Source organism: Paractinoplanes atraurantiacus, from assembly GCF_900215205.1.
GTDB lineage: Bacteria > Actinomycetota > Actinomycetes > Mycobacteriales > Micromonosporaceae > Actinoplanes > Actinoplanes atraurantiacus.
Window position 1 is genome coordinate 224,523 of the sequence record NZ_OBDY01000004.1, and the last position, 15,341, is coordinate 239,863.

A 15,341-nucleotide genomic window follows, 5' to 3' on the forward strand; every position below is an offset into this window, starting at 1 on the left:
AAGTGGCGCACCGAGTGTGAGGCAATTTACCGTGCCAGCAGGGTGTGGGCACCCTGTGTGATGGCATCCTCCCCCACCAGCACCTGTTGTGCGGCCGGACCCAGCGGAATCAGCGAATCCGCCGACGCGATCCGGCGTGCTGAGCCTACGAAACCGCCGTCCACCAGGGCCGCGAGGACTCCCTCGCCGACGCCGCCGGATCGGCGGGTCTCGTCCACGATCAGCACCCGGCCGGTCGCGGCGGCTTCCCTCACCAGGTCGTTCACCGGCAGCGGGGAAATCCAGCGCAGGTCCACCACTCGGGATCCGTAGCCCTGCTCGGCGAGCCGGGAGGCGACCCGCAGCGACATGCGCAGCCCGTTGCCGTACGTGATGATGGTCAGATCCGCCGCGTTGCCGACCGCATAGGTGCGAGCGCGGCCGATCGGCACGTGCTCGGACGACCAGGCGTGCGGGCCCGCGTACGGCGCCAGCCACTCGCCGTCGCCCTGCTCGTGCAGGTCGCGGGTGTGGTAGAGCGCGATCGGCTCGAGGAAGACGCAGACGCTGCCGTCGGCCGCGGCCGAGGCCAGGCAGGAGCGCAGCATCGGGGCGGCGTCGGCCGCCCGGGCCGGCACGGCCAGCACCAGGCCGGGCACGTCGCGCAGTACGGCGACCGAGTTGTCGTTGTGGAAGTGGCCGCCGAACGCCTGCTGGTAGGCCAGGCCTGCCACCCGTACCACCATGGGGTTTTTATAAGCACCGGAGGAGAAGAACGACATCGTGGCCGCCTCGCCGCGCAGTTGGTCCTCGGCGTTGTGCAGATAGGCCAGATATTGGATCTCGGGGATGGGCAGCATGCCGTCGAGCCCGGCCCCGAGGGCGAGCCCGAGGATCGTCGTCTCGTCGAGCAGGGTGTCGAAGACCCGCTCGGCCCCGAAACGCTCCTGAAGGTGCTTGGTGACGCCGTAGACGCCGCCCTTGCGGCCCACGTCCTCCCCGAACACCAGAACGCCGGGATCGGCCGCCAGCGCGTCGGTGAGGGCGGCGTTGACGGTCTGGGCCAGGGTGAGCGGCCCCGCGTTCTCGGGCAGCTTGCCGCCGAACACCCGGGAGCGGGCGGAGGCGCCGGGCCCGAGCGCCCGCGAGGCCGCCTCGGTGATCGCGTGGGCGGAGCGCAGCGGCCGGCGCGGGGCGAGCGGGGCGACGATCTCGGCCACCGTGGTCAGTTTCGGGTCGCCGAGCACCTCCTCGGCGACCTTGCGGACCTGCCAGCCCACCTCGTCGTAGCGGGTGATGGCCTCGTCGGGCGTCATCAGGCCGGCCGTGACGAGCATGCGGGCGGTGGCGACGAGCGGGTCGCGCTCGAGGTCGCGCCTGATCTCCTCGGCCGGGCGGTAGCCCACCTCGGCGTCGGCGCCGGCGTGCCCCATCAGGCGCACCGTGGACAGGTGGAGGACGGCGGGCCGCCGCTCGCGGCGCACGTAGCCGGCGGCGTCGGTCGCGGCGTCGTACGTGCCGGCCAGGTCGCAGCCGTCGGCCGCGGTGTAGCGCAGGCCGGGCCGCGAGCCGAGCATCGCGGCGACCCATCCGTCCGGCGACGGCACGCTGATGCCCAGGCCGTTGTCCTCACAGATCAAAAGCAGCGGCAGGGGTACGGAGGAGTGTTCGAACCAGCCGGCGGCGTTGAGCGCCGCCGTGGCCGTCGCGTGGTTGATCGAGGCGTCGCCGAAGGAGGCGGCCACGATGGCGTCGCGCGAGGAACGGCCCTGGGAGAACGCCAGGCCGACGGCCCGCGGCAGGTGGGAGGCGACCGTCGAGGTGGTGGGGATGATGTTCAGCTCGGCGCTGCCGAAGACCTTGTGACGGCCGCCGGCGATCGGCTCGCGGGCCGAGGCGACGACCCCGCGCAGCACGTCGCGGGCGGCGTCGACCAGGCTTTTGGCCCGGGCGCTGAAGAACGCGGCCGAGCGGTAGTGCAGCAGGGCCGGGTCGGTCGGCAGGAGCGCGGCCGCGACCGCCGCGTTCCCCTCGTGGCCGGACGACCCGATGGTGTAGAAGCCCTCGTTGAAGCTGCGCAGCCAGCGGGCCGCGAGGTCGAGATGCCGGCTGGCGAGCTGGGCGTCGAACAGCTCGAGCGCGCGGGCGCCGGTGAGGGTGGAGCCGTCGCGGACGGGATCGCCGGGCGCGCGACGGTCGCCGGGCAGCGGCAGGGCCGACACGGCGTCGCGGAAACGCTCGTCGAGGTTCTGCGGGGTGGTCACACGACCAGCATCGCGCAGGCGCGCGAGCCCTGCCATGCCGGAAACCGTGACGTGCGAGGTCTCCGCAGGTAGACGTGGAGCGAATTTCGGCGCGGACCGGGCCGGCCGGTGTTGTACTCGCCGGATGATCATGAGGATGGTCCTGCTGGCCGCGCTGTGCCCGGTCGCGTTCATCGTGCTCGACCTGTACACGTGAGACGGGCCGGAGGGGATCCCCTCCGGCCCGTCGTCGAGCTGTCCTACGGGTTGACGGTCACGGTGAGCGTCTTGTAGCGCACCGTTCCGGCGGTGAACATGCCGGCCGCGACGATCGTGCGGCTGGTGCCGGTCGAGACCCCGGTGAGGGTCACCGACTGGGAGAACGCCCCGTTGGCGTCGGTCACCACGCCGCCCAGGCGGACCGCGTTCGGGTAATAGCCCAGGGTGACACCGGTGTACGGCGCGAACCCGGTGCCGCTGATCGTCAGCGTCTGCCCGACCCGCAGCGGCGAGACCGCCGAGCTGGTCAGCGTGCCGGCCGAGACCGGCACCGTGCTCGGCAGCGACGGCGCGGTCGCGGTCAGCGCCACGACCTCACCGCCGGCGGCCGTGGCCGCCGCGGAGGCGACACCGGCCTGCTGGCCGTTGGCCACCACCGACACCGCGTACGAGCTGCCCGGGTTGAGCCCGGAGATCGTGCACGAGGTGGCCGTCGTGGTGCAGGTGTACGACGTACCCCCGCCGGTGGCCGTGGCGGTGTAGTCCTTCAGCAGGTCGCTGCCGCTGACCGACGCCGTCCAGCTGACCGCGAAGGTCCGGGCGCCGACGACCACGCCCACGCCGGTCGGCGCGGCCGGCGGGACGCTCGGCACGACCGTCGCGGCCGCGCTGGGCGCCGAATATCCGCTCGCGCCCCGGCCCATGGCCACCACGGTGACCCGGTACGACTGCGCGTTCTGCAGACCGGTGATGGTGCAGGTGAGCAGCGTCGTCGAGCAGCTGCGGGAGCTGCCGGCCGAGTTGACCGCGGTGGCCGTGTAGCCGGCGATGCCGTCGCCCAGCACGACCGGGGCGGCCCACGTGACCTTGGCGCCGGCGTTGAGGCTGGCCGCCGTGACGTCGGTCGGCGCACCGGGCGCGCCGGCCGTGGGCCGCACCCGCGCCGACGGGACGCTGGCCGGCGATTCGAGGCCGGTGGATCCGATGGCGACCACGGTGACGCGGTACGAGGTCAGGTTCTCCACGCCGGTGCTGATCACACACTCGCGGACCGCGGCCAGTGTGGTGCAGGTGCCGGTGCCCGGAGTCGTGGCGACCCGGTAGGAGACGACCCGGTCGGCCGCGTACTGCGGAGCCGACCAGGAGACCGCGATCTGCCGGTCCCCGCCGACCACGTCGACGTTCTGCGGACGGCCGGGCGCACCCGGCACGATCGCCTCGGAGAGCGGGCTGAACGCCGAGTCACCGGCGCCGGCGACGCCGTTGGCCTGCACCCGGAACCGGTAGGACCGGGTCGCGGTGAGACCGGTGACCGGGCAGGAGGTGTCGCTGGACGACACGTTGCAGACGTCCGAGCCGTCCGTCTGCACGGTGTAGCCGGCGATGCCGGCGCCTTCACCGGGCCGCGCCCAGCTGACCGTGACCTGGCTGGTGTCGGCTCCGGGTACGACCGTCGGCCGCTCCGGGACGTCCGGCACGCCGACCAGGATGGGATCCGAGTAGTCGGTCTCGATGTACCGGCCGCCGGTGCCATTGGCCCGCACGTTGAAGCTGTACCGGTTGCCGCTGATCAGACCGGTGAAGATGCAGGTCCGGCTCTTGACACCGACATTGGTGCAGTTCTGCGGGGTGGTGACGATCGGGCTCGACTTCACGTCGTAGCCCATGATCGGCCCGCCGTCCTCCGGCTCGGTCCAGGTGACCCGGACGGCGTTGGCCCCGCCGAGCTCGACGGTGGGCCGGCCGGGCAGGCCCGGAGCGCGCAGGTTGACCGGCTCGCTCGGCTCGCTGTCGGCGGTCGCGCCGCCGTCGACGATCGAGGTCACGACGAAGGTGTACGTGTCCTCGACCGGCAGGCCGGGGAAGTCGCACGTGAGCGGGCCGTCGGCCGGAACCTCGATGCAGGTGTCCATGCGGTACGGCGACTCGGGGTCACTCTCGGCGTACGCCGAGACCGTGTAGCCCACGATCGGGGTGGCCCCGCGCGGCGCCGGGCGCCACTTCACCGTGATGGTGCCGGTCTGCGCGCCCTCGTCGACCGCGACGATCTCGGCGGTCGGCGCCCCGGTGGCGTTCGGCAGGTTCGGGACGACAGGAGGGTCGGTGACGTACGGCTGAGCGAGGCTGCCCAGGTCGTTGACCGCGCTGATGGAGAACGTGTAGTGCTTGTCCAGGCTCAGGTTCTCGAACCCGCAGCGAAGCATCTGAGGCGGCGTGATCCGGCAGGCGGCCGGCTCGTTGCCGCCGTCCGCCGAGTCGGGCGTGACCGTCCACTGGTTCACGACCGAGCCGGGCGGCTGCGCCCAGTCGACCACGATGGTTCCGGGCGTGAGGCTGATGCCGACCCGCACGTCGGTGGGCGCGAGCGGCACACCGGGCACGATCGGATCCGTCGCCGTGGAGTCGGTGGGGCCGGCGAGGTTCCAGGCGGTGACCGTGAAGATGTACTGCTTCTCGTCGTCGAGGTTCGGCACCAGGCATTCGGTCTCGCCCGGGTCGGCCTCGCACACGGCCGGCAGGGCGCCGCCGTCCGGCGACGTGGCCGTCACCTTGTAGCCCTCGACCTCGGCCCCGCCGACCGGCTCGACCCAGGTCACCAGCGCGTTGCCGGCGCCCGCGTCGACGTCCAGGTCCACGTCCGGGGTGGTGGGTGCGCCCGGCTTGTCGGCCACGATGGCGGCGGTGGCGGACGCGGCCGTGGAGTCGATCGCGTTCTTGGCGCTCACCGTGAAGGTGTAGTGCTTGGTCTTGCTCAGGCCCGTGATCAGGCACTTCGGGTCGTTGACGGAGACGTTCGGGCAGCCGAACGTCTCGGGGCCGCTCTCGGTCGACGCGGAGGTGACCACGTAGCTCGACGGCGCGCCGCCGGCGGCCGGGGCCGTCCAGGTCACCTCGATCGCGGCCGGCGTGTCCGCGACGAGGTTGGCCTCGACCGTCCGCGGCTCGGTCGGCTTGTCCGGCACGATCGCCGCGGTGGCATCGGACGGGGTGCCGGTGCCGAGCGCGTTGCGGGCCTCGACAGTGAACCGGTACGGCTTGTCCACGTCCAGATCCTGCATGGTGCAGGCCAGTTCGGCGGCGTCGCCCAGGACGACACACTCGTCGTTGCTGGGCGCCGTGGCACCGTTGAGGGCCGTGGCCCGCACCTTGTAGTCGATCGGCGTGCCACCGGCTGGCGCCGTCCAGGACACCTTGATCCGGCCGGGGGTCGAGGCGACCAGCTCGGCCTTGACGTCGGCGGGCACGCCGACCGCGGCCGGCATGATCGCGTCGCTGGCTTCCGAGGTGATCGTGTCCAGATCGCCGACCGCGCTCACCGTGAAGGTGTACGAGACCGTCGGGTCCAGGCCGGTGATCGAGCAGACCGGAGTGTCGAGGTCGTCGGCGCAGGTCGGGTCGAGGTCACCGACGTCGTTGCCGGTGGCCGGGATGACGTTCACGGTGTAGCTCGTGACCGCGCCTCCGCCCGTCGGCGGGTTCCAGGCCAGGTCCACCTCGCCGCTTCGGACGAGGGTGACGGTCGGCGTGGAGGGCTTGCCGGGCGCGCTGGCCACGATCGGGTCGCTGTCGGCCCCGGTCGAGGTGCCGGCGGTGTTGGTCGCGGTCACCGTGAAGGTGTACTCGGTCGCCGGGTCCAGGCCGGTGATGTCGCACTCGGTCGTGCCGACGACGACGTCGGCACATCCGAAGTTCTCGGGGCCGTCGTCCGACGTGGCCGTCACGTCGTAGGTCACGACCGTGCCGCCGGTGTTCGGCGGGTCCCAGGTGACCTTCACCTTGCTCTCGGCATCGCCGAGGGCCGCGACCACGGTGCGCGGCACGCCCGGCTTGGACGGGGTGATCGCGTTGCTGTCGCCGGAGGCGGTCGCGCCCAGGTCACCGACCGCGGAGACCTGGAAGGTGTACTCGGTCGCCGGGTCCAGGCCGGTGATCTCGCACGAAGGGGTGGCGAGATCGGCGCCGCAGTCGTCCGCCTTGACGCCACCGGCCGGGGTGACCGTCACCGCGTAGCTGGTGAGCGTGCCACCGTCCGACGGCGCGTCCCAGGTCAGCTTGACCTTGCCGTTGGCGTTGCCGAGCGTCGCGACCGGCGTGGAGGGCTGGCCCGGCAGCTCCGAGATGATCGGCGGGGTGCTCAGGCCCGAGGTCTGCTCACCGGCCGCGTTCTTGGCGGTGACCGTGAACTGGTAGGACTTGCCGTTCGCCAGGGAGTTGACCGTGCATTCGAACGTCCCCCCGAGCTCAGTGCAGACGTCGAGTGTCGACTGGTCGTCCGGCGAGAAGCTCTTGACGATGTACTGGTCGACGGTTCCGCCGTCCGCGGGCGCCTCCCAGTAGACGAAGGCCTCGCCGGCCTCGTCGCCCAACTCCACCGACGGCGGCTCGGGCTTGCCCGGGAAGGCGGGCTTGATCGCGTCCGAGGCGTCACTTGCGGGCGAGGCGCCACCGGCGTCGCCGGTCGCCGTCACCTTGAACGTGTAGCTCGTCGCTCCGGTCAGGCCGGTGACGTTGCAGGTGGTGTCGTCCGGATCCACCGACGTGCAGCTTCCGGACGGGGTGCCGGCCACCGAGTAACCGGTGATCGCCTGGCCGCCGCTGGGCTTGTCCCACGTGACCGCCACCGAGCTGTCGCTCAGCCGCTCCACGGTGGGCTTGGCCGGCTTGTGCGGCGGGCCGGCGACCTTCGCGGTCGAGGCGGCGCTGACCAGCGAGCTGCCGGTGGTGCCGGCGGCGGTCGTCACGCCGTTGGCCTGCACCCGGAACGAGTAGGACGTGTCCGGGACCAGGCCCTCGAAGTCGCAGTACGGGCTGCCGGACGGCGCCACCAGCGTGGCGCAGGTTCCGGTCAGGGGGTCGGCCGTATTGGCCGTGACCTTGTAGGAGGCGATGCCGGGGCCGGGGTCGCCCGGGGTCCACGACACCCGCATCTTGGTCGGGCTGTCCTGGTAGTTCGCGGTCACCCCGGTCGGCGCGGCCGGCGGTCCGGGCGTCACCGAGGAGGAGGTGGCCCCGCTCGAACAATCGGTGGCGGGCGCGGTCGTACACGCCACGACGGTCACCGTGTACGCGGTGAGAGCGGTGAGCCCGGTGATGGTGCAGGAGGTCTGCGACGTGGTGTCGCAGTAGGCCCCGCCGGGGCTGGCGGTCGCCCGGTAGCCGCCCACCGGCCCCGGGTTGGACGCGGTCCAGCTCACGAGGACGCTCCGGCGTCCCGCCGCGGCAGTGACCGCTCCCGGGTCCGGCGGAGCCGCCGAGGCCGGCGCGGGATTCGTCACGATCCCCGCCACCGACAGCAACGCGCTCGCGATCGCGAGCGCCCACCTGGAGTTTCGCCGCCTTCGGCGCGGCCCTTCTGCTTGCACTGCCCTCACACCCCCGTGCTCGGTTCCGGCCACTGCTACCACCACAAGGTAGCTATTTCGGGGGTAAATAAGGGTGAAACGGGTTTATGGGGCCGATGCATCGCCGGGCGACCTGGTAGAGGGGCTGGCAGACTCCTCCCATGCGCACTGAAGTGATCACGGTTCGGACCGGGAACCGGTCCGTCGTGCGGGACATCACGGCCGAGGCCGCGAAATTCTGCCAGTCCGAAGGGGACGGGCTGCTGCACGTCTTCGTCCCGCACGCGACGGCCGGCATCGCGATCATCGAGACGGGCGCCGGGTCGGATGACGACCTGCTGACCGCCATCGACGATCTTCTGCCTGCTCAGGACAAGTGGCGGCACCGGCACGGGTCGCGCGGACATGGGCGCGACCACGTTCTGCCGGCCTGGATCCCGCCGTACGCCTCATTGCCCGTCATCAATGGCCGAATGGCCCTGGGAACGTGGCAGTCGGTCTGCCTGGTGGACACCAACGGAGACAATCCGGAGCGCCAGGTACGGTTCAGTTTCCTGCCCGGGTAACGAAGGGTTCATGTTACTGATCAGTACGTGTGTCGCGCATCGCGTACCCGCACGGTAGGCGTGACGACGCACACTGCGAAGGGGCAGGATGGAGTTATTACCGCGCGACTCACACAATGGGCCGTTCGGTCCGACACCCGACCAAGAGGAATGCCTGTGGCCACGGAGCGCAAGCGCCCGGTGATCAGCGACGGCCTGCCGAGCCAGCTTCCGGACATCGACCCCGAAGAAACGAACGAGTGGGTCGAGTCCCTCGACGGAGTCATCGACGAGCGGGGCGCCAAGAGAGCCCGTTACGTTATGTTGCGCCTGCTCGAGCGGGCGCGGGAGCGACAGGTCGGCATCCCGCCCCTGACCTCCACCGACTACGTCAACACGATCACGCCCGAGCGCGAGCCGTGGTTCCCCGGTGACGAGTTCGTCGAGCGCCGCATCCGCGCCTACATCCGGTGGAACGCCGCGATGCTGGTGCACCGCGCGCAGCGCCCCGAGATCGGCGTCGGCGGCCACATCTCGACGTACGCGTCGAGCGCCAGCCTCTACGAGGTCGGCATGAACCACTTCTTCCGCGGCAAGGACCACCCGGGCGGCGGCGACCACATCTTCTTCCAGGGCCACGCCTCCCCCGGCATGTACGCCCGGGCCTACATGGAGGGCCGGCTCTCCGAGAACGACCTGGACGGCTTCCGGCAGGAGCTGTCGCACCCGGGTGGCGGCCTCCCGTCGTACCCGCACCCCCGCCTGATGCCCAACTTCTGGGAGTTCCCCACGGTCAGCATGGGCCTCGGCCCGCTGAACGCGATCTACCAGGCGCGGTACAACCGTTACCTGCACAACCGCGGCATCAAGGACACCAGCCAGCAGCACACCTGGGCGTTCCTGGGCGACGGCGAGATGGACGAGGTCGAGTCGCTCGGCGCGATCGGCCTGGCCGCCCGCGAGGAGCTCGACAACCTCACCTTCGTCATCAACTGCAACCTGCAGCGTCTCGACGGCCCGGTGCGGGGCAACGGCAAGATCATCCAGCAGCTGGAGTCGTTCTTCCGCGGCGCCGGCTGGAACGTCATCAAGGTCGTCTGGGGCCGCGAGTGGGACCCGCTGCTCGCCGCCGACAGCGACGGCGCGCTGGTCAACCTCATGAACGTCACGCCCGACGGTGACTACCAGACCTACAAGGGCGAGTCCGGCGCGTACGTGCGTGAGCACTTCTTCGGCCGTGACCCGCGCACCCGCAAGCTGGTCGAGCACCTGTCGGACGACGAGATCTGGAACCTCAAGCGCGGCGGCCACGACTACCGCAAGCTGTACGCGGCGTACAAGGCGGCCATGGAGCACACCGGCCAGCCGACCGTGATCCTCGCCAAGACGATCAAGGGCTGGACGCTGGGCTCGCACTTCGAGGCGCGCAACGCGACCCACCAGATGAAGAAGCTGACCCTGGACGACCTCAAGGGCTTCCGGGACCGGCTCTACCTCGACATCAGCGACAAGCAGCTCGAGGACAACCCGTACCTCCCGCCGTACTACCACCCCGGCGAGAAGTCCGACGAGATGCAGTACATGCTGGAGCGCCGGCGCGAGCTCGGCGGTTCGATCCCGAGTCGCCGTACGAAGGGAAAGATCCTCCAGATCCCCGACTCGAAGGCGTTCGGCGACGTCAAGCGGGGCAGCGGCAAGCAGAAGATCGCCACCACGATGGCCTTCGTGCGCCTGCTCAAGGACCTCATGAAGGACAAGGAGTTCGGCGCCCGGTGGGTGCCGATCATCCCGGACGAGGCCCGCACGTTCGGCATGGACTCGCTCTTCCCGACCAAGAAGATCTACAACCCGCACGGCCAGACCTACACGTCGGTCGACCGGGAGCTCTTCCTGTCGTACAAGGAGGCGACCAACGGCCAGATCCTGCACGAGGGGATCAACGAGGCCGGGTCGACCGCGAGCTTCATCGCCGCCGGCACGTCGTACGCGACGCACGACGAGCCGATGATCCCGCTGTACATCTTCTACTCGATGTTCGGCTTCCAGCGGACCGCCGACGAGTTCTGGGCGGCCGCCGACCAGATGACCCGCGGCTTCCTGCTCGGCGCCACCGCCGGCCGCACCACGCTCAACGGTGAGGGCCTGCAGCACGAGGACGGCCACTCGCTGCTGATCGCGGCGACGAACCCGGCCGTCGTGGCCTACGACCCGGCGTACGCGTTCGAGATCGCGCACATCGTCGAGGACGGCCTGCACCGCATGTACGGCGAGAAGCAGGAGAACGTCTTCTACTACCTCACCGTCTACAACGAGCCGGCCATCCAGCCGGCCGAGCCGGCCAACCTCGACCGGGAGGGCCTACTCAAGGGCATCTACCGGTACGCCGAGGCGCCGCAGACCACCGGCGCCAAGGCCCAGCTGCTGGCCTCCGGCACCGGCCTGCCCTGGGCTCTCAAGGCCCAGCAGCTGCTGGCCGAGGACTGGGGCGTGTCGGCCGACGTCTGGTCGGTGACCTCGTGGACCGAGCTGCGCCGCGACGCCATCGAGGCCGAGGAGCACAACCTGCTCAACCCCGGTGACCAGCCGCGCAAGCCGTACATCCAGGAGAAGCTGGAAGGCACCGACGGACCGGTCGTCGCGGTCAGCGACTACATGCGGGCCGTGCCCGACCTGATCTCGCGCTGGGTGCCGAACGACTACACGTCGCTGGGCACCGACGGCTTCGGCATGAGCGACACGCGGCACGCGCTGCGCCGCCACTTCCACGTGGACGGCGAGTCGGTCGCGGTGGCCACGCTGCGCCAGCTCGCGCTGCGCGGCAAGGTGCCGTCGCACGTTCCGGCCGAGGCGGCCAAGAAGTACGCGATCGACGACGTGAACGCGGCGCCGGTCGGCGAGACCGGCGGCGACAGCTAAAGCCGATCTTTGAGAGCCGGACCATCCCGTACGGGGTGGTCCGGCTCAGTCGTTCCCGGAACGTGCCGATGGGTACGGAGTGGGACGCGGCATGCAGATCAGTCACAAGCTCCTCGCTCTGGGCCTGGGCGGGGTGATCGGCACCGCCGGCGTCCTCGTGCTGGTGGGCGCCTGGAAGAGCGGCGATTTCGCCGAGAGCACCGAGACGCAGGTGGTCGCACAGAACGAGGCGAACCTGAAACAGATCACCAGTGACGTCACCACGCTGGTGTCGTCGGTCGGTGACGAGGTGCAGAACAGCGTCGACGTCTCGATGAACGCCGCCGACAAGCTGCTGGCCCTGCGCGGCGGCGTCTCCTTCTCGGACCGGACCGCGACCTGGACCGCCACCAACCAGGTCACGAGCGCCAAGACGTCGGTCACGCTGCCCCGGATGCTGGTCGGCGGCACCTGGCTCGGGCAGAACAAGAACCTGAAGGTCACCACGCCCTTCGTGGACGACGCGGCGTCGGTCTCGGGCGCCGTGGTCACCATCTTCCAGCGCATGAACACCGCCGGCGACCTGCTGCGGGTGGGCACGACCGTCAAGGCGGCCAGCGGCAGCCGGGCCATCGGCACTTACATCCCGGCCACCTCGGACGGCAAGGCGAACGCCGTGGCCGCCGCCATCAAGTCCGGCAAGTCGTACCGGGGCGTGGCCAAGGTGGTCGACACCTGGTACATCACGGCCTACGACCCGATCAAGGACGCCTCGGGCGCGGTGGTCGGCTCCCTGTTCGCCGGCATCCCGCAGACGGACGCGCTGGAGAACCTGACGGCGGCGGTCTCCGCGGGCTCGTTCGGCCAGAACGGCTGGGCCACCGTCTTCAGCACCTCGGCGGCCGACGCGGGCCGGGTCGTCGCCTCCAGCATCGAGGGCGCCACCGACAGCGTCACCATCGACTCGGCCGACGCGAACGGCGCCAAGTACGTGTCGGAGATCGTGGCCAAGGCGCCGACCCTGGAGGACGACGCGACCTGGACCACGACCTACAAGCTGCCGGGCTCGTCGGGGGCCGAGGCCGGGTCGACCACCACCACTGTCGCCTATTACGCGCCGTATTCGTGGGCCATCGCGATCGGCGGCTACGACGCCGACTCGGCCGGGCCGATCAACGCGGTCCGCGACGGCCGCCGGACGATGCTGGTGGCTTTCGTGATCGCGGCGATCCTGCTCGCGGTGGTCGGCGGCCTGGTGGCGGCGACCATGGCCCGGCGCATCGCGGGCCGGCTGGCCGGTCTGACCGGCGGCCTGGCCCGGCTGGCCAAGCGGGACCTGACCGTTGTCGTGCCGGTCGACGGCAAGGACGAGATCGCGGTCGCCTCGGCCGAGCTGAACACCGCCGTGGGTGAGCTGCGCACGGTGATGGTCGAGGTCACCGCCGCCTCGCACGAGGTGGCCGGCACGGCCCGGCAGGTGGCCGCGACCGGTGGCGAGTTGGCCGGCTCGGCCGACGAGGCGGCCACCCGGGCCGGGCACGTCAACGTGGCCGCCGAGGGCGTCTCGCACGTCGTGCAGACGGTCGCGGCCGGCGCCGAGGAGATGGGCGCGTCGATCTCCGAGATCTCGAACAACGCCCAGGACGCGGCCCAGGCCGGCCGGGACGGCGTCGGGCTGACCGCGGCCGCGGCCGGCGTCATCGGCGAGCTGCGCACCTCGACCGCGGCCATCGCCGACGTGGTGCGGCTGATCGCGAGCATCGCCGAGCAGACCAACCTGCTGGCCCTGAACGCGACGATCGAGGCGGCCCGGGCCGGTGAGACCGGCAAGGGCTTCGCGGTGGTCGCGGGCGAGGTCAAGGAGCTTGCGCAGGAGACCGCGCGGGCCACCGAGGACGTGACCTCGCGGGTGCAGGCGATCGAGAGCGACACCAGCCGGGCGGTCGACGCGATCGAGGCCATCACGGCCCGGATCGCGCAGGTGAACGACTATCAGACGGCGATCGCGGCCGCGGTCGAGGAGCAGGCCGCGACCACGGCCGAGATGGCGCGCAACATCTCCGAGGTCGCCTCCGGCAGCCGGGACATCGCCGAGGGCATCGGCGTGGTCAGCGGCGCGGTCGACGGCACCCGGGCGTCGGTGGCGGTGTCGCACCAGGCGGCCGACGAGCTCGACGCGACCGCCCGCAAGCTGACCGGCCTGGTCGACCGCTTCACCGTGTAGAGGATCAGGCCGGCACGTACGTCAGCACGTCGACGCCGGTCTTGGTCTGCCAGGTGCCGGTGAGCGACAGCGCGATCTTGGTGCCGGGCTCCCACAGCTTGCGGCCTTCGCCCTGCACCACGGGGTAGATCATGATCCGGTACTCGTCGATCAGGTTGTGCCGGGTCAGGTAGTTGACCAGATCGGCGCTGCCGTTGATCAGCAGGTTGGCCGGCTCGTCCTTGAGCGCCCGGACCGCGTCGGCCACCTCGCCACGAAGGAAGGTCGCGTTCCACTCGGGCTCGGTCAGCGTGGTGGTGGCGACGTGCTTGGGCATCGCGTTCATCTTGACGCCGAAGTGGCCGGTCGCCTCCTCCATCTGGGGCCAGGCGGCCTTGAAGCCCTCGTACGTCTTGCGGCCCAGCAACAGGGCGTCGGCCTCGCGCAGGTTCGCGTCCTGCCAGCTGCCGAGCTCGTCGTTGAAGTACGGCCCGCTCCAGGACGGCTCCTCGAAGACGCCGTCGAGGGTCACGTACTCCACCGCCACGATCCTGCCCATCAGAACACCCCTAATCTCTTATTGCGACCGGATGACCACTTTCCGTAGGCTCTCTTCCCAGGGGATCGTTGATCCTCTAACCTCCGAGGAACTTTCACCTTTCGAGGAGGCCGGATGGCCGTCGCGCACGAAGCCACGGCCCTCGCCGAGCCTACGGTCCCGGTCCGCCGATCCTGGATCGGCCTGCTGTTCGCGGCCAACCTCGGTCTTTGGATGGCGTGTTACACCCCCATCCAGGTGCTGCTGCCGGAGCAGGTCGCCGAGCTCACCAAGGACAACAAGGAGCTGTGGCTCGGCCTGGTGACCGGCATCGGCGCGCTGGTCGCCGTGATCATCGCCCCGCTGGCCGGCGCGCTCTCCGACCGCACCCGGCTCAAGCTGTTCGGCCGCTCCTACGGCCGCCGGCACGTCTGGACCCTCGGCGGCGTCATCCTCACCGTGCTCTCGCTGTCGGTGCTGGCCGAGGCGCCCAACCTGCTGACCGTCACGCTGGCCTGGGCGGCCGCGCAGGTCGGCATCAACGTCATGCTGGCCTCACTGACCGCCGCCGTGCCCGACCGGGTGCCGGTGGTCCAGCGCGGCCTGGTCTCCGGCTGGATCGGCATGCCGCAGGCGCTCGGCCTGGTGCTCGGGGCCATCCTGGTCACCGCGGTCGTCACCGACATCGGGCCCGGCTACATCGTGCTGGCGTTCGGGCTGGTCGCCCTCTCGGCCCCGTTCGCGCTGCTCACCCGGGACGAGCCGCTGCCCGAGGGCCACCGGGTCAAGGCGACGTGGCGGCTCGACCTGCGCGGCAACCCCGACTTCGCCTGGGCCTTCGGCACCCGCTTCCTGGTGCAGCTGGGCAACGCGCTGGGCACGCTCTACCTGCTGTACTTCCTGACCGACGCGGTGAAGCTGGACGATCCGGACACCGGCCTGCTGATCATGATCCTGCTCTACACGGTCGGGATGATCGCGACGGCGATGGTCGGCGGCCACCTCTCCGACAAGCTCGGGCGCCGCAAGATCTTCGTGATCTGGTCCGGCGTGCTGATCGCCATCGCGGCCACCCTGCTGGCCATCTGGCCGACCTGGGGAGTCTCGATGGTCGCGGCCCTGCTCTTCGGCGCCGGCTACGGCGTCTACCTGGCCGTCGACACCGCCCTGATCACCCAGGTGCTGCCGGCCGCCACCGACCGGGCCAAGGACCTGGGCGTCATCAACATCGCCAGCGCCGCGCCCCAGGCCATCGGCCCGGCCATCTCGGCGCCGATCGTGACCCACCTGGGTGGCTATCCGGCGCTGTTCGCCCTGACCGCGATCGTCACGATCCTCGGAGCGGTGGCGGTGGTGAAAATCCGCTCGGTGCCCTAG

7 protein-coding genes are annotated in these 15,341 nt (G+C 70.8%); 4 read left to right on the forward strand and 3 right to left on the reverse strand.

Annotated elements, in window-relative coordinates:
* Positions 1-26: 26 nt before the first annotated feature.
* Both CRP55_RS12980 and CRP55_RS12985 read right to left on the reverse strand, forming a co-directional pair.
* Complete coding sequence (locus CRP55_RS12980; RefSeq protein ID WP_097320109.1) at positions 27-2,279, reverse strand: thiamine pyrophosphate-dependent enzyme; 2,253 nt, start codon at positions 2,277-2,279, stop codon at positions 27-29.
* Positions 2,280-2,482: 203 nt separating this feature from the next.
* Complete coding sequence (locus CRP55_RS12985; protein WP_342751544.1) at positions 2,483-7,849, reverse strand: fibronectin type III domain-containing protein; 5,367 nt, start codon at positions 7,847-7,849, stop codon at positions 2,483-2,485.
* 95 nt (positions 7,850-7,944) lie between these two features.
* Here CRP55_RS12985 and CRP55_RS12990 point away from each other — a divergent pair, with 95 nt between their 5' ends.
* The 3 genes from CRP55_RS12990 (at position 7,945) to CRP55_RS13000 (ending at position 13,447) form a co-directional block, all read left to right on the forward strand.
* Positions 7,945-8,349, forward strand: coding sequence for a YjbQ family protein (locus CRP55_RS12990; RefSeq protein ID WP_097320111.1), 405 nt, complete (start codon positions 7,945-7,947; stop codon positions 8,347-8,349).
* 156 nt (positions 8,350-8,505) lie between these two features.
* Positions 8,506-11,244: a pyruvate dehydrogenase (acetyl-transferring), homodimeric type gene (aceE, locus tag CRP55_RS12995; RefSeq protein ID WP_097320112.1), complete on the forward strand. Its 2,739-nt coding sequence runs from the start codon at positions 8,506-8,508 to the stop codon at positions 11,242-11,244.
* A gap of 91 nt (positions 11,245-11,335) precedes the next feature.
* The gene (locus tag CRP55_RS13000; RefSeq protein ID WP_097320113.1) at positions 11,336-13,447 is read left to right on the forward strand and encodes a methyl-accepting chemotaxis protein; all 2,112 of its coding nucleotides are present in this window, start codon (positions 11,336-11,338) and stop codon (positions 13,445-13,447) included.
* Positions 13,448-13,451: 4 nt separating this feature from the next.
* On the opposite strand, the gene CRP55_RS13005 is transcribed toward CRP55_RS13000, so the two are convergent.
* Positions 13,452-13,985: a dihydrofolate reductase family protein gene (locus CRP55_RS13005; protein ID WP_097320114.1), complete on the reverse strand. Its 534-nt coding sequence runs from the start codon at positions 13,983-13,985 to the stop codon at positions 13,452-13,454.
* Between the two features lie 114 nt (positions 13,986-14,099).
* Between CRP55_RS13005 and CRP55_RS13010 the strand changes: the two genes are divergently transcribed.
* On the forward strand, positions 14,100-15,341 hold the full coding sequence (locus tag CRP55_RS13010) for an MFS transporter (protein ID WP_097320115.1): 1,242 nt from the start codon (positions 14,100-14,102) through the stop codon (positions 15,339-15,341).